Genomic DNA, 17861 nt, shown 5'->3' with positions numbered 1-17861 from the left:
GTACTAGAGTCGGCGCCATGCTCACCCCGCTGACGGTCGCGGTCGCCGTGACCGCGCTCGCGCTGGCCGCCTGGTGCGGCTTTGCGGCCTACCGGGACCAGCCGACCAAGGACTGGCACTTCATCGGCATGGCCGTCGTCACCGTGCTCGCCCTGGTGCAGCTGGTCGTCGGCATCGTCCAACTCGCCCGGGGGCAGGAGGCGGACGAGGGCGCGGTCGTCTTCGTCTCGTACCTGCTCGGTGCCGCCGCGTCGATCCCGGCGGTGGCGATGCTCTCGCTCTCGGAGCGGACCCGCTGGGGGTCGGCGACGGTGGTCGCGGGCGCCGTGGTCCTGGCCGTCCTCCAGGTGCGGCTGCACGACATCTGGGTGGGCAGCGGTGTCTGAGAACGAACGCACGAGCAGCGCCGGCCGGGCCGAAGAGACCGACCGGGCAGAGCCGATCGCCGGGTCCGGGGACCCGAGCGGCAGCCGGGCAGCCGGGACGCGGGCGCCCACCGGCCGGGATTCCGACGGGGCCCGGGCATCCCGCGCCGAAGGCGGCCTGGGCAAGGGTCCCGGGATGCTGCTGATGACGCTCTACGGCATCTTCACCGTCGGGGCGACCTCCCGCGCGCTCTACCAGCTGACCACCCGGTTCGACGAGGCTCCGCTGGCGTACACGCTCTCCGCCCTCGCCGCTGTCGTCTACGGCTTCATCACGGTCGCGCTGGTGCGCGGCGGTGAGCGCGCCCGCCGGATCGCGGTCGGCTGCTGCGCGGCCGAGCTCGTCGGCGTACTGGTCGTCGGCACCTGGACGGTGGTGGACTCCGGCGCCTTCCCGGACTCCACGGTGTGGTCGACGTACGGGCAGGGCTATCTCTTCATCCCGCTGGTGCTGCCGGTCGTCGGGCTCTACTGGCTGCGCCGCCACCGCCGCGACTGAACCGCGTTCGAACCCGCACGGGGCCGCCGCCCGGGTTCCGCGTCCACCGGACGCACCGGACGCACCGGGCCCGGGCAAGCGCGAAAGTGCAGCGGGCCCCGGCCCGGGCTCGCGGGGCGCGACGGAAAGCGGCCGGAGCGGTCGTCAACCACCGCCCGGCCGCTCCGTGTCGCGGTCGGCCTCCCGCCGGGCTCAGGCGCTGGCGACGTACGCCTGCGCCACCGCTTCCTTCTCCAGGGTGATCAGGCTCAGCCGCGGCGAGACGCGCTCGGTGTTGCTCGGTACGTAGCCGCAGCGGCGGTAGAGCCGGATGTTCCCGTCGCTCCGGTGGCCGGTGATCAGTCGGAAGCGGCGCGCGCCCTGCTGCTCGGCGAGCTCTGCCTCCAGGGTGTTCAGAAGTCGTGCGCCCAGCCCGTGCCGCTGGAGACGGGGATGCACGATCAGCTTGTTGATCAGCGCCATGCCCTCGCCGTCGACGACCGCCCGCACGGAGCCGACGACCTCCTCGCCGAGGCGGGCCACCAGCACCCGGCCCGAGCCCAGCTCGACGCGGAGGTCCTGGAGCGACTGGGTGAGAGGTTCGATGCCGTAGTCGCCGTACAGCTGCGCCTCGCTCTGGTAGCAGAGGTACTGGAGCTTGAGGATCTGCTCGGCGTCCTGCTCTGCCGCTGTAGAGATGGTCACGCTCATGCCCACGTGCGCACGCCTCTCCCTTGGTTGTCGCGCCAGTCCGCACCGGATGAGGGTCGCGCGGCCGGCCTGTCTGCCCTGCTGACGCCGGATTGTGTCGCGCGCCAGTTCCCAGGGTTCCCCGGGGCGGGCCTCTCCAACCGTTGTCCCCGGCATTCTGCGCAGACATCACAGGCGGCGGGAACGCGAGAGCCCTGATCTTCGCTGTGAGATACCCAACTCGCCTGCGATTGCCTGGTGATGAGCGCTCGCACAGCGCTGCTCGCACGGCAGGTCCGGCAGCCGTGCGCCCGGTGGAACGAGCTGTCCCACCGGACGCACGGCCGGGACCGCGGGCCGGGCCGTCGGCTTCGCGGTCAGCGGCGGGCGCGGAAGTCCGCCGCGGCGTACAGCGCGGTGTCGGGGTGGTCGGCGAAGATCCCGTCGATGCCGGTGTCGAAGTACGCACGGAGCGCCCCGAAGGCGTCGCCGAAGGCGTTCGGGTCCTCGCCGCGACGGAACTCGGCGGGCAGGAAGGAGTTCTCGTTGCGCAGGGTGTACGGGTGCAGCACCAGTCCCCGGGCGTGCGCGTCACGCACGAGCGTCGTCGGCTCACCCAGGGTGCCGTCCTCCCTGCGCGGGATGACCAGGCTCAGTTCGGGACCGATGCCCTGGGCGTAGGAAGCGATCTCCCGCAGTCCGGCGGGCGTGATCAGATCGCGGACCGTGCGCGGGTCGCCCGATTCGACGAAGTCCCAGGGCCGGGAGTCGATGGTGGACAGCAGCACCACGCCCGGGGTGTCGACCTGCTCCCTGAGTCGCTCGATGCTGCTGGGCTCGAAGGACTGGAGGAAGAGCGGGGCGCGCCGACCGTCCAGCCCGTACTTGCGCAGCAGCCGGACGAGGGGCTTCTCCAGTCCGAGGCCGAGCTTGCGGAAGTGCGTGGGGTGCTTGGTCTCCACGTACAGCCACACCGGCCGGCCGCGCTTCCTGCCCTCGGTACGGGCCCAGCGCAGGACCTCCTCGAAGGTGGGAACGTCCCAGCGGCCGTTGTAGAGGGTGTTGTTCGGGCGCTGCTTCGGGATGCGCTCGGTGGCGCGCAGCGTCTTGAGCTCGGCGAGCGTGAAGTCCTCGGTGAACCAACCGGTGTACTCCACGCCGTCGACCGACTTGGTCGTCCTGCGGTCGGCGAACTCCGGGTGGTCGGCGACGTCGGTGGTGGCGGTGATGTCGTTCTCGTGGCGGCAGACCAGATGGCCGTCCTTGGTCGGGACGAGGTCCTGCTCGATCACGTCGGCGCCCATGTCCAGTGCGAACTGGTAGGAGCCGAGGGTGTGTTCCGGCCGGTAGCCGCTCGCACCCCGGTGGGCGACCACGGTGGGCACGGGCAGCTTCGGCGGGCGTCCGGCCCGCGCGGGGCGGCCCTCGGCGGCGTGGGCGCTGCCGGCCGCGGCGAGAGTGGCACCGGCGCCGAGAGCGGCAGCCGCTCCCAGCAGGGCTCGTCTGCCCGGTCGGATCTCCGGTCGCTGCACCTGGTCCATGAGCTCTCCTCACTGCTGGGGTCCACCCCAACGGTGCGCACTCACCGCGGAGTTGGGCCTCTGGGTCTGCCGCGCGCCGTGGCGGGCGCCGCGCGCTGAAGGTTAGAGGGGAACGGCTCACGCCGGGGAGTAATTCGTCGGAACATGACAGAAACACACGTCACACGGGTTCCGGGCTCATCCGTGCGGCGGACACCCGCAACACGGGGGAAGATGGACGATGAGTATCGTCCGGGGCGGCGCGCGTCATCAGCCGCTGCCCGGACGTCCCGTACCCGGGTGACCCCCGGGACGACCGCGGCAGGCCGTGCGGGACCGACGTGGATCCACGGAGGACCGGCACGTACCGCCCAACGACCTGACCACAGCGGCCGAGACGGCCGAGACCTGTCGCGAGTGCGCGACGACCGGAGGCGAAAGAACCGTGAAGGCCCGATTCCTTCTCATCAAGGTGCTGTGCAAGCCGCTGCTGCGCGTGCTGTTCCGGCCCCGCGTGGAGGGCATCGAACATGTGCCGGGCTCGGGGCCGGTGATCCTCGCCGGCAACCACCTCACCTTCATCGACTCCGTGGTTCTGCCCATCGTCAGCAGGCGGCAGGTCTTCTTCATCGGCAAGGACGAATACGTCACCGGCCGCGGGCTCAAGGGCCGGCTGATGGCCTGGTTCTTCACCGGCGTCGGCATGGTCCCGGTCGATCGGGACGGCAGCCACGGCGGAGTCGCCGCGCTGATGACCGGGCGGCGCATCCTGGAGGAGGGCCGGGTCTTCGCGATCTACCCGGAGGGCACCCGCTCCCCCGACGGCCGCCTCTACCGGGGCCGTACCGGCATCGCGCGGATGGCGCTGATGACGGGGGCGCCCGTCGTCCCGTTCGCGCTGATCGGCACCGACCGGGTGCAGCCGACGGGCAAGGGAATGCCTCGGCTGGGCCCCGGCCGCCACATCACCGTACGTTTCGGCGAGCCGCTGGACTTCTCCCGCTACGAGGGCATGGACCGCGACCGCTACGTGCTGCGCGCCGTCACCGACGAGGTGATGAGCGAGGTGCGCGAGCTGTCCGGCCAGGAGTACGTGGACATGTACGCCACCAAGGCCCGGGCCGCGGGTGTCGCGGGCCGCGGCAGCGCCGAGGGCCGGGGCGACGCGAAGGCCGCCTGACCGGTTCGACCGGGCGCACGCCTTCCTCCGGCCGCACGGCGCGAGCCCGTACGGGCTCGGCACGGTTCGCCCCGGGGCAGACCGTCCCGGGGCGAACCGTGCCGAGGCAAACCGTGCCCGGGGCAGGGCGCCGGGGGCAGGGCGGGCTCAGTGCCAGGACAGATCCGCGCGCTGCTGCCAGTACGCCTCCGGCTCCTCGGCCAACTCCGCGAGCCGGGCCAGCTGTTCCTTGCCCAGATCGACCGTGACCGCGTGCAGGTTGGCGAACAGCTGCTCGGTGGTGACGGCCCCGGACAGCACCGTCGTGGCCCAGGGCCGGTGGAGCATCGCCGCCAGCGCCACCGCGTCGGTGGTGGCGCCGCACTCCTCGGCCACCTCGCGCAGCGCTGCGGGGGCGACCCCGGGGGCGAGCCGGCCGTTGGCCATCGCCTCCTTGACGATGACGTACAGGCCCGCCTCGTGCGCCTCGGCGAGCGCCGCCCCGACGGAGGGCTCCAGCAGGTTGCAGGTCGCCTGGACGCTGCGGAACAGCCGCTCGCCTCCGGGCGCCACGCGCAGAGCGGCACGCACCGCCTCGGCCTGGCGCGGACCGCTGACCGACAGCCCGACCGAGACGCCTTCGGCAGCCTGCTCCGCCAGCCGCTCCTGGAGCGCCGCGTCGGTGAGCACCGGGCTCTCCGGGGTGACGGAGTGGACCTGGTACAAGTCCGGTCGGCCGCCCAGGAGTTCGACGCTCTCGGCGTACTGCGTCGCGTACATCGCGGCCGAGTGCTCCTTGACCTCGTGCACATCGGCGGCCACCCGCCAGTTCGCGGTGTAGGCGTAACCCCACTTGCTGCCGACCACCACGTCGTGCGCCTCGGGACGGCCGGCGAGCCACTGGCCGAGGAACTCCTCCGCCCGCCCGTAGCTGCGTGCGGTGTCGACATAGCGGACGCCCTGCGCGTACGCCGCGTCCAGCAGCTCGTGGGTACGGGCGCGCAGGGCGTCGGGAGTGCGGTCGTCGGGAAGGTCGCGGTCGCGGCCGAGGTTCAGATAGCCGGGTCTGCCCAGGGCCGCCAGCCCGAGCCCGAGGTGTGCGGTGGGCGTGGTGGCTTCGGCGAGTCGGGACAGCGGCATCGCGTACTCCGGTGGGACGGCGTGAACGGCTGACTCACTCCACCGTAACCGCGCCCCACACCGGAGTCCGGCCCGCCGGGCCCGGCGGGCCGGAGGGAGCCGCCGGGCCCGGCGAGGGGCAGGCCGCTGCTACCGGACCTGGTCTGCCCACCGGCGCTGGGTGGCGAGCTCCGCCCTGACCTCCTCCAGCTGCACGGCGACTGCTGCCGGGGCCGTACCTCCGCGCCCGTTGCGGGACGCCAGGGCGCCCGGGACGTTCAGCACCGTGCGGACCTCGGGGGTCAGATGCGGCGAGATCTTCGCGAACTGCTCGTCGGTCAGCCCGTCCAGCTCGATCCCCTCCGCCTCGCAGACCTTGACGCACTCCCCCGCCACCTCGTGCGCGACGCGGAAGGGCACGCCCCGCCGCACCAGCCACTCGGCGATGTCGGTCGCCAGCGAGAAACCGGCCGGCGCCAGCTCCGCCATCCGCTCCGCGTTCACCGTGAGGGTGGCCATCATCCCGGTGAACGCCGGGAGCAGCACCTCGAGTTGGTCGCAGGAGTCGAATACCGGTTCCTTGTCCTCCTGGAGGTCGCGGTTGTACGCGAGCGGGAGCGCTTTCAGGGTGGCGAGCAGTCCGGTCAGATTGCCGATCAGCCGGCCGGACTTGCCTCGCGCCAGCTCGGCGATGTCCGGGTTCTTCTTCTGCGGCATGATCGAGGAGCCGGTGGAGAACGCGTCGTGGAGGGTGACGAAGGAGAACTCCTTGGTGTTCCAGATGATCACCTCTTCGGCGATTCTGGAGAGGTCGACCCCGATCATCGCCGTGACGAACGCGAACTCGGCGACGAAGTCGCGCGAGGCGGTCCCGTCGATGGAGTTCCCCACCGAGCCGCGCTCGAAGCCGAGGTCGGCGGCGACCGCCTCCGGGTCGAGGCCGAGGGAGGAGCCGGCGAGCGCGCCGGAGCCGTAGGGCGAGACGGCGGTGCGCTCGTCCCACTGGCGCAACCGCTCGCCGTTGCGGCCCAACGCCTGGGCGTGGGCGAGGACATGGTGGGCGAAGAGCACCGGCTGTGCGTGCTGGAGATGGGTGCGGCCGGGCATCGCGACGTCGGGGTGCGCCTCGGCGAGGCCGACCAGGGCCTGCTGGAGGTCGGCGAGCAGCCCGCCGACGATCCGCGCGTGGTCGCGCAGATACATCCGGAAGAGGGTCGCCACCTGGTCGTTGCGCGAGCGCCCGGCGCGCAGCTTGCCGCCGAGGTCCGGGCCGACACGCTCCAGCAGACCGCGCTCCAGCGCGGTGTGGACGTCCTCGTCGGCGACGGTGCCGGTGAAGGACCCGTCGGCGACGTCCGCGGCGAGCCGGTCCAGGCCCTCGTGCATACGGGCCAGCTCGTCCTCGGTGAGGAGCCCGGCCTTGTGCAGGACCTTGGCGTGCGCCCGGGATCCGGCGATGTCGTACGGGGCCAGACGCCAGTCGAAGTGGACCGAGGCGCTCAGCCGCTCCAAAGCCTCGGAGGGCCCGTCCGCGAAACGGCCGCCCCACAGCCGTACGTCGCCCTCGCCGCCGGGCCGGGGTGCCTCTGTCATCTCGCTGTGCTCCTCGTGGATGAGTGTCGGCCGCCTCCCCTGCTCGCGGGGAGACGGCCGAGGCCCTGTACGGGCGTTGCTGTCGTGGGTTGCGAAGTGCGGTGCCGGCCGCGGGACTTACTGTGCCAGATCCCGCTTGGCGGCGATCTTGCTCGACAGGCCGAAGATCTCGATGAAGCCCTTGGACATCGACTGGTCGAAGGTGTCGCCGGTGTCGTAGGTGGCGAGGTTGAAGTCGTACAGCGACTGCGCGGAACGCCGGCCGGTGACGGTGGCCCGGCCGCCCTGGAGCGTCATCCGGATCTCACCGGTGACGTGCTCGTTCGCCTCGGCGACGAAGCCGTCCAGCGCGCGCTTGAGGGGCGAGAACCACAGGCCGTCGTAGACCAGCTCGGTCCAGCGCAGCTCCACCTGCCGCTTGTAGCGGGCCAGCTCGCGCTCGACGGTGACCGCCTCCAGCTCCTGGTGCGCGGTGATCAGCGCGATGGCGCCGGGGGCCTCGTACACCTCGCGGGACTTGATGCCCACCAGGCGGTCCTCGACCATGTCGATCCGGCCGATGCCCTGGGCGCCGGCGCGCTCGTTGAGCTGCTGGATCGCCTGGAGGACGGTGACCGGACGGCCGTCGATCGCGACGGGAACACCCTTGTCGAAGGCGATGACGACCTCGTCGGACTCCTGGGCGGTGGCCGGGTTGGAGGTGTACTCGTAGAGGTCCTCGATCGGGGCGTTCCAGATGTCCTCCAGGAAGCCGGTCTCCACCGCGCGCCCGAAGACGTTCTGGTCGATGGAGTAGGGCGACTTCTTGGTGGTGGCGATCGGCAGGCCCTTGTCCTCGCAGAACGCGATGGCCTTGTCACGGGTCATGGCGTAGTCACGGACCGGTGCGATGCACTTGAGCTGCGGGGCGAGGGACTGGATGCCGGCCTCGAAGCGGACCTGGTCGTTGCCCTTGCCGGTGCAGCCGTGCGCGACGGTGCTCGCGCCGTGCTTCTCGGCGGCGGCGACCAGGTGCTTGACGATGGTCGGCCGCGAGAGCGCGGAGACCAGCGGGTACTTGTCCATGTAGAGCGCGTTGGCCTTGATCGCGGGGAGGCAGTACTCCTCGGCGAACTCGTCCTTGGCGTCGGCGACCTCGGCCTCCACCGCACCGCAGGCGAGCGCACGCTTGCGGATCACATCGAGGTCCTCGCCGCCCTGGCCGACATCCACGGCGACGGCGATGACCTCGGCTCCCGTCTCCTCGGCGATCCAGCCGATGCAGACGGAGGTGTCCAGGCCACCGGAGTAGGCAAGTACGACGCGCTCGGTCACGGTGTTGCTCCTTACGATCCATGCGGTGACAGGTATAAGTATGCATCGACTCGTATGGAACGTCAAAGCGCCTGGTGAAGGGGGTGAACAGCGACCTGCGGACGAGGGGCACGGCGCCCGGACGTGGAGTGCCGACGGGCGGCAGGTTCGCCCGGGCGGCGCAGGTGTACCGGGTGGGCGCCTCGGGCGGCGCGGGCGGCGCGGGTGTGCCGAGTGGGCGGTGCGAGTGGCGGCGGGTCAGCCCGGGAGGTCGCCGTCGCGGTGGAGCAGCACGTCCGCGAGTACGGCGGTGTGGGCGTGCGCCAGGTCCTTGGTCGCGGTGAGCAGGGTGACCGGACCTTCCTGCACCAGCCCCGCGAGGCGGTCGAGCGCCTCGCGGGCCCGCGCCGTGTCCAGCTCGGCGCGGTACCTGCGGGCGAACTCCGGGTAGCGGTCCACCCGGTGGCCGTACCAGCGGCGCAGTTCGGGGCCGGGCGCGACGTCCTTGGCCCACTCATCCAGCGCGGCGGCCTCCTTGGACAGGCCCCGCGGCCAGAGGCGGTCCACCAACACCCTCTTGCCGTCAGCGGCCTCACGGCGGTCGTACACCCTGCGCACCCGCGGTTCTCTCCTCATGCCACGAGGCTAGGGCCCGTCGTTCGGATCCTGCTGGATCAGACCGGCGGAGACCGACGGCGACGCGCCGGGTCAGCGTCGCGAGCCCGACGTCGCGAGCCCGGCGAAGATCCGCACGACGGGGGGTCCGGGCTCCCGCGCACCCGGCGCGGCTCGCGGTGTCCGTACCGCACGACCCTCTGCCCGCACGCCGACGGCCGCCCACCGCGAGGGGATGGACGGCCGTCGGCGGCCGGACGAACCCGACGGGGTGGACGGCCGCCGCGCCGGCTTCGCGGCGCGGTCAGTCCCAGCGGTCCTGATTGAGGAAACGCGCCACGCCGCGCCAGGAGTTGGCCCCCATCACGCCGTCGATCGGCCCGGTGTAGCCGTGCTCGGCGGCGAGCCGCTGGAGTGCGGAGTAGGTGGCCGCACCGGGCACTCCGTCGATCGGCCCGGTGTAGCCCCAGCCGTCGCGCAGTGCGCGCTGGAGCGCGGAGTAGGTGCCCTTGCCCGGAGCACCGTCGATCGGGCCGGTGTAGCCGGCTTCGACGGACAGCCACTTCTGGGCGCGCTGCCAGAAAATGACCCCGGGCACCCCGTCCTGCTCCGTGCCGGTCTTGGGCAGTTTCCCGCCGCCCCCGCCGACGTACTCGACCGGGTTGATGCGGGTGCCGTTCGGATTGATCATGTGCCAGTGCAGGTGGGGACCGGTCGATTCGCCCGAGCCCGGGGCGCCCGGTTCGCCGCCGGAGCGTCCGACGATCGCGCCGGCGGCCACCCTTGTGCCGTTGCCCAGGACGAACTGCGAAAGGTGCATGTACTGGGTGCGGTAGCCGTTGTCGTGCGCGATCGTCACGGTGTGGCCGCCGGTCCCGTTCTCGGGGATGTTGGTGACGACTCCGCCACCGCAGGCGGGCAGCCCGGTGCCCACGCCCATGCCGAAGTCGATGCCGCCGAGCGATCCGCGGCCGATGTGGTCCTGCCAGGTTCCGGTCACCGGGTAGCCGGTGAAGGGGTGGTAGAAGTCGGAGGCGGTCTCGGCGGCGGCGGCCGTACGCGTCGCCATGAACACACCGCCGGCCGCGAGCGCCGCAGTGGTCGTCACCGCGGCGGATCCGCGCAGCAGGCCTCGTCTGCTGAGGACGAACTCACCCGACGAAGACTCCGATGTGGGCATGACAACCTCCGGTGTGGGGACCGTGCGGAAGGTGAAAGCTAGCCGAAACCGCTTCCCCGCGGTAGGCCGTGCCACAACCGCCCCAACCGGAGCGCCGGGCTCCGCGAGCCCGCCCCGGGCGCACTCCGCGCCGTGGTCCTTCCCCGCCGGTCAGCGCTCCTTCTGGGCGAGGCGCAGCATGTGGTCCGCCAGCTCCTGCCCGCCGCTCGGATCGCGGCTGATCAGCAGCAGGGTGTCGTCCCCCGCGATGGTGCCGATGATCTCGAAGAGCTCCGCGGAGTCCACCGCAGAGGCGAGGAACTGCGCCGCCCCCGGGGGCGTACGGAGCACCACAAGATTCGCCGACGCCTCGGCGGAGATGAGGAGTTCGGCCGCCAAGCGGGACAGCCGGCCCTCGGTGGCGGACTCCCCCAGCGGCGCCCGGGGCGTACGGAAGCCGCCCTCGCTCGGCACGGCGTAGATCAGCTCGCCCTGGGAGTTGCGGATCTTGACCGCCCCCAGCTCGTCGAGGTCGCGGGAGAGCGTCGCCTGGGTGACCGAGAGGCCGTCGTCCAGCAGCAGCTTTGCCAACTGACTCTGGGAACGCACCAGTTGGCGCGCCAGGATGTCCACGATCCGGCGGTGGCGCGCGGTACGCGTCTGGGGCACGGCGGGCCCGACGGTCTGCCCTTCGGTCATCGTCACTCTCCGGCTCGTTGGCTGCGGTGCGCTGTGTCCAGGACCGCGGGCAGTGCCCGGACGAGCGCATCCGCCTCCTCCACGCCGAGGATCAGCGGAGGGGCGAGCCGCAGAACGTGCGGTGCGACGGCGTTGACCAGGAAGCCCGAATCCTGAGCCGCTTGCTGCGCCTGCGGCGCCACCGGCTCGGTGAGCACGATACCCAGCAGCAGTCCCTCGCCGCGCACTTGGTCGACCAGCGGGTGACCGAGGGCGGGGACCGACTCCTTCAGCCGGGCGCCCAGCCGCTGTACGTGCGCCAGCAGCCCTTCGCGTTCGACGGTCTCCAGCACGGCGAGCGCCGCGGCGCAGGAGACCGGGTTTCCGCCGAAGGTCGAACCGTGCTCGCCGGGGCCCAAGAGCTCGGCGGCCGGGCCGAAGGCGAGTACGGCGCCGATCGGCAGCCCGCCGCCCAACCCCTTGGCGAGGGTGATGACGTCCGCCTCCACGCCCTGCGCCAGGCTCGCGAACCAGTGCCCGGTGCGGCCGATCCCGGTCTGCACTTCGTCGACCACCAGCAGCGCCCCGGCGGCGGCGGTGATCTCCCGGGCCGCGGCGAGATAGCCCGGCGGCGGGAGGACCACGCCGTTCTCCCCCTGCACCGGCTCGACCACGAACATCGCGGTCTCCTCGGTGACCGCCGCGCGCAGCGCCTCGACGTCCCCGTAGGGCACATGGGTCACCTCGCCGGGCAGCGGCAGGAACGGCTGCTGCTTGGCCGGTTGACCGGTCAGCGCGAGCGCGCCCATGGTGCGGCCGTGGAAGCCGCCCTCGGTGGCGACCATGTGGGTGCGGCCGGTGCGGCGGCCGATCTTGAACGCCGCCTCCAGCGCCTCCGCCCCGGAGTTGCCGAAGTAGACGGCGCCCGGGCGGCCGGCGAGCTCCAGCAGCCGTTCGGCGAGCGCGACCGGCGGCTCGGCGACGAACAGGTTGGAGACGTGGCCGAGGGTGGCCACCTGCTCGGTGACGGCGCGCACCACCGCGGGGTGCCCGGTACCGAGCGAGTTGACGGCGATGCCGCCGACGAAGTCCAGGTACTCCCGGCCCTCGGCGTCCCACAGCCGCGCGCCCTCGCCCCGGGCGAGCGGCAGCCGCGGGGTGCCGTAGTTGTTCATCAACGCGCCCTGCCAGCGGGCGGTGAGCGCCCGGTTGCCGCCGGCGTCGGCGGGCGGCGTACCGTCGGCGCCGGTGAGCCCCTCGCCCCGGCCGGACGCGGCGCGTGCGTCGGTCGCCCCGTGTGCGGACGTCATGCCCGGTCTCCCTCGGTCGCTTCGGTCTTCGTACGGTGCCGGGGCACGCCGCCCGGCTCGGGGGCGTCGTCGGGGCCGCCGGGGTCGTCCGGCACCACCATCGTGCCGATGCCCTCGTCGGTGAAGATCTCCAGCAGGATGCTGTGCGGCACCCGCCCGTCGATCACGCGGGCGGTGCGCACGCCGTGCCGCACCGCGTACCGGCAGCCCTCCATCTTCGGCACCATCCCGCTGGCCAACTCCGGGAGCAGGCGGTCCAGTTCGCTCACGGTCAGCCTGCTGATGACGTCGTCGCTGCGCGGCCAGTCCGCGTACAGCCCCTCGACGTCCGTGAGGACCATCAGCGTCTCGGCGCCCAGCGCCGCGGCGAGCGCGGCGGCGGCGGTGTCGGCGTTGACGTTGTAGACGCCGGGGCCGGCGGCGCCCGCGGGCTCGTCGGCGCTGCGGGCGATGGAGGAGATGACCGGGATGCGCCCGTCGTCCAGCAGCGCCTCGATCGCACCGGTGTCGATCTCGGTGATGTCGCCGACCCGGCCGATGTCCACGCGCTCGCCGTCGATGTCGGCGAACCTCCGTGTCGCCGCGAAGAGATGGGCGTCCTCACCGGTCATCCCGACCGCGAACGGGCCGTGCTGGTTGAGGAGGCCGACCAGCTCGCGCTGCACCTGGCCGGCCAGCACCATCCGTACGACGTCCATCATCTCCGGCGTGGTGACCCGCAGCCCGGCCTTGAACTCCGACTGCATCCCGAGCCGGTCGAGCTGGGCGCTGATCTGGGGTCCGCCGCCGTGCACGACGACCGGGCGCAGGCCCGCGTGGCGCAGGAAGACGACGTCCTGGGCGAAGGCGGCCTTCAGCTCCTCGTCGACCATGGCGTTGCCGCCGAACTTGACGACGACGGTGCGGCCGTGATGGCGCGTCAGCCAGGGCAGCGCCTCGATGAGCGTGCGGGCCTTGGGCAGAGCGGTGTGGGCTCGGGTGCTCATGAGGAGTACGCGCTGTTCTCGTGGACGTAGTCGGCGGTCAGATCGTTGGTCCAGATCACCGCGGTCTCCTGGCCGGCGGCCAGGTCGGCGGTGATGCGCACCTCGCGGTAGCGCATGTCCACCAGCGAACGGTCCTCACCCACCTGGCCCTTGCGGCAGACCCAGACGTCGTTGATGGCCACGTTCAGCTCGTCCGGGTCGAAGGTCGCCGAGGTGGTGCCGATCGCGGAAAGCACGCGGCCCCAGTTGGGGTCCTCGCCGTGCAGCGCGCATTTGAGCAGGTTGTTGCGGGCGATCGAGCGGCCGACTTCGACGGCCTCGTCCTCGCTCGCGGCGCCGACCACCTCGATCCGGATGTCCTTGGACGCGCCCTCGGCGTCCCTTACGAGCTGGAGCGCCAGATCCGCGCAGAGGGCGCGTACCGCCTCGGCGAACTCGGCCTGCTCCGGGCGCACTTCGGAGGCGCCGGAGGCCAGGAGCAGCACCGTGTCGTTGGTGGACATGCAGCCGTCGGAGTCGACCCGGTCGAAGGTGGTGCGGGTGGCGGCGCGCAGCGCGGAGTCCAGCTCGGCCGCCGGTACCTCGGCGTCGGTGGTGAGCACGACGAGCATGGTGGCGAGGCCGGGCGCCAGCATGCCGGCGCCCTTGGCCATCCCGCCCACCGTGTAGCCGGCCGCTTCGACGACCGCGGTCTTGTGCACGCTGTCGGTGGTCTTGATGGCGATGGCGGCCTTCTCGCCGCCGTGCGGGGAGAGCGACTCGGCGGCGGTGTCGACACCGGCCAGCAGGCTGTCCATCGGCAGCCGCAGGCCGATCAGCCCGGTGGAGGCGACGGCGACCTCGGCCGCGCTCTGTCCCAGCGCCCCGGCGACCCGCTCGGCGGTCGCGTGGGTGTCCTGGAAGCCGGGCGCACCCGTACAGGCGTTGGCGCCCCCGGAGTTGAGGACGACCGCGGAGACCTGCCCGCCGCGCAGCACCTGCTCGGACCAGAGGACCGGTGCCGCCTTGACGCGGTTGCTGGTGAAGACCCCGGCGGCGTCCAGGCGCGGCCCCCCGTTGACCACCAGAGCCAGGTCCGGGTTGCCGTTCTCCTTGATCCCGGCAGCGATACCCGCTGCCGTGAATCCCTTCGCGGCGGTCACGCTCACGGTGCCACTCCGATCGTGGGAAGTCCGAGCTCCTCGGGGAGCCCGAGGGCGAGGTTCATGCTCTGCACCGCGCCGCCGGCGGTGCCCTTGGTGAGGTTGTCCACGGCGCTGACGACGACGGCCCGACCCGCGTCCGGATCGTGGGCGACCTGGAGCAGCACCGAGTTGGAGCCGTGGACCGCCGCGGTGGAGGGCCACTGGCCCGGCGGCAGCAGGTCGACGAACGGCTCGTCGGCGTAGGCCTTCTCGTACGTCTCGCGCAACCGGTCGGGGGTGAGCCCGGGCAGCGCCTTCGCACTGCTGGTGGCGAGGATGCCGCGGGACATCGGCGCGAGGGTGGGGGTGAAGGAGACGCTCACCGGCCGGCCGGCCGCCGCGGAGAGGTTCTGCGCCATCTCCGGGGTGTGCCGGTGCACACCGCCGACGCCGTAGGGGCTCATCGAGCCCATCACCTCGCTGCCCAGCAGATGCGGTTTGAGCGCTTTGCCCGCTCCCGAGGTGCCGGTCGCCGCAACGACCACGGCCTCCGGTTCGACCAGCCCGGCCGCGTACGCGGGGGCCAGTGCGAGCGTCACGGCGGTCGGGTAGCAACCCGGCACGGCGATGCGCCTGGCGCCGCGCAACCGCTCGCGCGCGCCGGGCAGTTCGGGCAGTCCGTACGGCCAGGTGCCGGCGTGCGGGGTGTCGTACCAGCGCTGCCAGGCGGCTGCGTCGACCAACCGGAAGTCGGCGCCGCAGTCGACGATTACCGTCCGGTCGTCGAGCAGGCCGGCGAGCTCGGCGGACCGGCCGTGCGGCAGGGCGAGAAAGACAGCGTCGTGCCCCGCCAGCACTTCCGCGGTGGTGGGCTCCAGCACTCGGTCGGCGAGAGGTCGCAGCGCCGGCTGCAACGCGCCCAGTCGCTGCCCCGCGTTGGATCCGGCGGTCAGCGCCCCGATCTCCACCCGTGGATGCTGGACGAGCAGACGCAGCAGCTCACCGCCCGCGTACCCGCTCGCCCCCGCCACCGCTACACGTACCGTCATCGTTCCTCCCTTGAGACAGCATGACTATACGAAGCGATGCACTTCTATGCAATCGACATCTCAGCAGGTGACACAAGGTGTCTGTGACCGAGCGTGCCGGACCGGCCGCCGGGCGGTGCGCGGGAGCCGGCCCGCGGCAGTCGGGGCGGCAGCGGCGGCGCCGATGAGTTTCCGGCCGCCGTCCGGTCCGTACAGCCGACACTCCAGGAAAGGACACCACCATGTCGGAGCTTCTCGTCGACTTCATCACCTCGCTCGACGGCTTTGCCTCGGGTGAGGGATGGCCCGGGTTCTGGGGCCTGGAAGGCCCGGAGTACCTCGCGTGGCTCGGCGAACAGCCGGAGGCCACCCACCTGATGGGGGCGAACACCTACCGACTGATGTCGGGCTTCGCCGCCGGCGAAGTCCCGGACGGCCAGGACGAGTTCAGGCCCGAGGAGGAGGACTCCGTCGACGGGCTCACCCGGGCGACCAAGGTGGTCTTCTCCTCCTCCCTCGAGGCGCCGCTGACGTGGGCCAACTCCACGCTCGTCCGTGACGACGCCGTCGAGGCGGTCCGTGCGATGAAGTCCAGCGGCACGGGCCTCCTCAGCACGATCGGCAGCCTGAGCCTGTGCCGGTCCCTGCTGCGCGCCGGGCTCGTCGACCGGTTCCGGGTCGTGATGTTCCCCGTCATCACCGGCGCCACGGGAGCGGAACGCATCTACGACGGCTACCCGGACGTCGCGCTGGAGATGATCGAGCACCGCACCTTCGACGGCGGCATCCAACTCGTCGAGTACACGCCCCGGGTGCTTGAGCACCCGCCGCTCGGCGCCCCCGCGTGACGCACGGGCACCGCCCCGCCCGCGGGCGACCACGACGCGGGAGGGCGCCGAGCAGAACCGGTGGGCGGAGGGCGCTTGTGCCGCGCCTCGCGGAGCCGCTGCCGTCCGGCCCGTCGGGCGTCACGCGTCGGTCGGGCGTCACGCGTCGGTCGGGCGGCGGACGCCACGTGTGACGGACAGAAGGACGGACGGCGTGCTGAGTGCGGCTCAGTCGGCCCGGTCAGGCAGGTCCGCGGGGGCCGGGTCGGGGGCGCCGAACCAGCGGGTCAGCCGGGAGCGCAGCTCCCCGAGGTCCTCGCCGGCCCAGGCGACGTACCCGTCGGGCCGCAGCAATACGGCGGGCGCGCCCAACTCCGCGCCCGCGTCCACCACATGGTCCACGCGGCCCTCCCAGCCCGCCGCCGACAGGCTCCCGGCCGGGTCGAGCAGCAGCCCGCGCCCGGCGTGCATCAGCCCGTACAGCCGGCCGCGCCCGAGGGGCAGATCACGCAGCCGCAGGCCGACCAGCTCGTGTCCGCCGTCGAGGTCGTAGCGGATCCCGAGGGCGGTGATTTTCTCGATCAGATACCGGTTGACCTCGTCGAACCCGGCCAGCTCGACGAGGAGTCGGCGCACCGCCCGCGCACCGGCGTCGGACGACATCAGGTGCATCTGCGCCCGGGTGTTGTCCAGAACTGCTTCCGCGACGGGACGGCGTTCGCTCTCGTAGGTGTCCAGCAGGCTCTCGGGTGTACGGCCCCCGACGACCGAGGCCAGCTTCCAGCCGAGGTTGAAGGCGTCCTGGACACCGAGGTTGAGCCCCTGCCCGCCCGTCGGCGGGTGGATGTGCGCGGCGTCGCCCGCCAGCAGCACCCGGCCCACCCGGTAACGCTCGGCCAACCGCGTTGCATCCCCGAAACGCGAGATCCACCTCGGCGAATGCGCCCCGAGATCCGTACCGCCGTACGCCCGCAACTGCCGCCGGAACTCCTCCAGCGTCGGCGCGACGCTGCGGTCCTCGGCGACACCCTCGGCCGGCACCAGGAAGCGGTACGACCCGTCGGCCAGGTGCATGCCGCCGAAGCGCCGCTCGGTCTTGCGCACCTCGGCCGTCACCGCCTCCAGCTCCTGCGCCGTCGCGGTCAGCCGGATCTCGCTCAACAGCGACTCGACGCGGCTGGGTTCACCGGGGAAGCCGACACCCAGCAGCTTGCGAACCGTACTGCGCCCACCGTCGCACCCCACCACGTACCGCGCCCGCAGCCGGGTACTCCCGGAACCCGGGCCCCGTGCGGCGTCCGGAGCGGACAGCTCGACGGTCACCGCCTCCGCGTCCTGCTCGACACCGGTCACCTCGCTGCCGCGGCGGATCTCGACACCGAGGCCCACCGCGTGCTCCAGCAGCAGCCGCTCGGTGGCGGGCTGCTGGATGCCCAGCACATAGGAGTGCGCGGTGTCCAGATCCGACGGCCAGTGGCTGCCGATACCGGCGAACATCCCGCCGAGGCGGTGCTGCGTCCCCTCGGCGAGGAACTTCTCCAACAGCCCGCGCTGATCCATGATCTCGATGCTTCGCACATGCAGGCCGAGCGCCCGCACCTCCCCCGTCGGCTCGGCCAGCCTCTCCAGCACCAGCACCCGGCGACCGCGCAGTCGCAACTCCGCGGCCAGCATCAGACCGGTCGGCCCGCAGCCGATCACGATCACGTCGTACATCGAACCCCCACCCCGGGCTCCGTGGCGCCCTCGAGAGAGCGCCTTGGAACCTCGTACACGGACACCGGTCGGACCTGCGCCAGACCACCGCAGAACGCGCAATCCTCACAAAGGTGCGAATACGCGGTTACCGGCTTCGAG

The 17861-nt window shown here is 72.2% G+C and carries 17 protein-coding genes; 4 read left to right on the top strand and 13 right to left on the bottom strand.

From position 1 onward, the window contains the following. Positions 1-17: 17 nt before the first annotated feature. Both JGS22_RS20410 and JGS22_RS20405 read left to right on the top strand, forming a co-directional pair. Positions 18-386, top strand: coding sequence for a hypothetical protein (locus tag JGS22_RS20410; RefSeq protein WP_211039972.1), 369 nt, complete (start codon positions 18-20; stop codon positions 384-386). A 157-nt stretch (positions 387-543) separates the two neighbouring features. Continuing rightward, positions 544-924: a hypothetical protein gene (locus JGS22_RS20405; RefSeq protein WP_211039973.1), complete on the top strand. Its 381-nt coding sequence runs from the start codon at positions 544-546 to the stop codon at positions 922-924. Between the two features lie 192 nt (positions 925-1116). Here the strand turns inward: JGS22_RS20405 and JGS22_RS20400 are convergent, their stop codons facing one another. Both JGS22_RS20400 and JGS22_RS20395 read right to left on the bottom strand, forming a co-directional pair. Continuing rightward, entirely contained in the window at positions 1117-1653 is a 537-nt protein-coding gene (locus JGS22_RS20400; RefSeq protein WP_268980977.1) for a GNAT family N-acetyltransferase, read from the bottom strand. 317 nt (positions 1654-1970) lie between these two features. Further along, positions 1971-3134, bottom strand: a complete 1164-nt coding sequence (locus JGS22_RS20395; RefSeq protein WP_211039947.1) for a glycerophosphodiester phosphodiesterase — start codon at positions 3132-3134, stop codon at positions 1971-1973. 424 nt (positions 3135-3558) lie between these two features. Between JGS22_RS20395 and JGS22_RS20390 the strand changes: the two genes are divergently transcribed. Further along, a complete protein-coding gene (locus tag JGS22_RS20390) occupies positions 3559-4293 on the top strand; it encodes a lysophospholipid acyltransferase family protein (protein WP_211039948.1) in 735 nt (244 codons plus the stop codon). A 147-nt stretch (positions 4294-4440) separates the two neighbouring features. Here JGS22_RS20390 and JGS22_RS20385 read toward each other — a convergent pair whose 3' ends face one another. From JGS22_RS20385 to argC, 10 genes are all read right to left on the bottom strand, one after another. Continuing rightward, positions 4441-5412, bottom strand: a complete 972-nt coding sequence (locus JGS22_RS20385) for an aldo/keto reductase (protein WP_211039949.1) — start codon at positions 5410-5412, stop codon at positions 4441-4443. A 129-nt stretch (positions 5413-5541) separates the two neighbouring features. After that, on the bottom strand, positions 5542-6984 hold the full coding sequence (argH, locus tag JGS22_RS20380; protein ID WP_211039950.1) for an argininosuccinate lyase: 1443 nt from the start codon (positions 6982-6984) through the stop codon (positions 5542-5544). Positions 6985-7101: 117 nt separating this feature from the next. Beyond that, positions 7102-8298, bottom strand: a complete 1197-nt coding sequence (locus tag JGS22_RS20375; protein WP_211039951.1) for an argininosuccinate synthase — start codon at positions 8296-8298, stop codon at positions 7102-7104. Positions 8299-8535: 237 nt separating this feature from the next. After that, positions 8536-8913 carry a DUF488 domain-containing protein gene (locus JGS22_RS20370; RefSeq protein ID WP_211039952.1) on the bottom strand — a complete coding sequence of 126 codons (378 nt, stop codon included), beginning with the start codon at positions 8911-8913 and terminating at the stop codon, positions 8536-8538. A 283-nt stretch (positions 8914-9196) separates the two neighbouring features. Then, positions 9197-10072, bottom strand: coding sequence for a M23 family metallopeptidase (locus JGS22_RS20365; RefSeq protein ID WP_211039953.1), 876 nt, complete (start codon positions 10070-10072; stop codon positions 9197-9199). Between the two features lie 150 nt (positions 10073-10222). Then, positions 10223-10750 carry an arginine repressor gene (locus JGS22_RS20360; RefSeq protein WP_211039954.1) on the bottom strand — a complete coding sequence of 176 codons (528 nt, stop codon included), beginning with the start codon at positions 10748-10750 and terminating at the stop codon, positions 10223-10225. 2 nt (positions 10751-10752) lie between these two features. Then, positions 10753-12039 carry an acetylornithine transaminase gene (locus tag JGS22_RS20355; protein ID WP_211039955.1) on the bottom strand — a complete coding sequence of 429 codons (1287 nt, stop codon included), beginning with the start codon at positions 12037-12039 and terminating at the stop codon, positions 10753-10755. Beyond that, on the bottom strand, positions 12036-13025 hold the full coding sequence (gene argB / locus JGS22_RS20350) for an acetylglutamate kinase (RefSeq protein ID WP_211039956.1): 990 nt from the start codon (positions 13023-13025) through the stop codon (positions 12036-12038). The genes JGS22_RS20355 and argB overlap by 4 nt, the downstream gene beginning before the upstream one ends. Next, positions 13022-14173 carry a bifunctional glutamate N-acetyltransferase/amino-acid acetyltransferase ArgJ gene (argJ, locus tag JGS22_RS20345; protein WP_211039957.1) on the bottom strand — a complete coding sequence of 384 codons (1152 nt, stop codon included), beginning with the start codon at positions 14171-14173 and terminating at the stop codon, positions 13022-13024. Before argJ ends, argB begins: the two co-directional genes overlap by 4 nt. Then, entirely contained in the window at positions 14170-15198 is a 1029-nt protein-coding gene (gene argC / locus JGS22_RS20340) for an N-acetyl-gamma-glutamyl-phosphate reductase (protein WP_211039958.1), read from the bottom strand. Before argC ends, argJ begins: the two co-directional genes overlap by 4 nt. A 221-nt stretch (positions 15199-15419) precedes the next feature. On the opposite strand from argC, the gene JGS22_RS20335 reads away from it, so the two are divergent. Then, complete coding sequence (locus tag JGS22_RS20335; protein WP_211039959.1) at positions 15420-16025, top strand: dihydrofolate reductase family protein; 606 nt, start codon at positions 15420-15422, stop codon at positions 16023-16025. A 207-nt stretch (positions 16026-16232) separates the two neighbouring features. On the opposite strand, the gene JGS22_RS20330 is transcribed toward JGS22_RS20335, so the two are convergent. Beyond that, positions 16233-17720, bottom strand: coding sequence for an FAD-dependent monooxygenase (locus JGS22_RS20330; protein ID WP_211039960.1), 1488 nt, complete (start codon positions 17718-17720; stop codon positions 16233-16235). Between the last annotated feature and the right edge of the window lie 141 nt (positions 17721-17861).

It is taken from the genome of Streptomyces tardus (assembly GCF_018101125.2).
Lineage (GTDB): Bacteria > Actinomycetota > Actinomycetes > Streptomycetales > Streptomycetaceae > Streptomyces > Streptomyces tardus.
The sequence above is the reverse complement of the archived record's forward strand: the minus strand, read 5'-3'. Positions and strand labels throughout refer to the sequence as shown.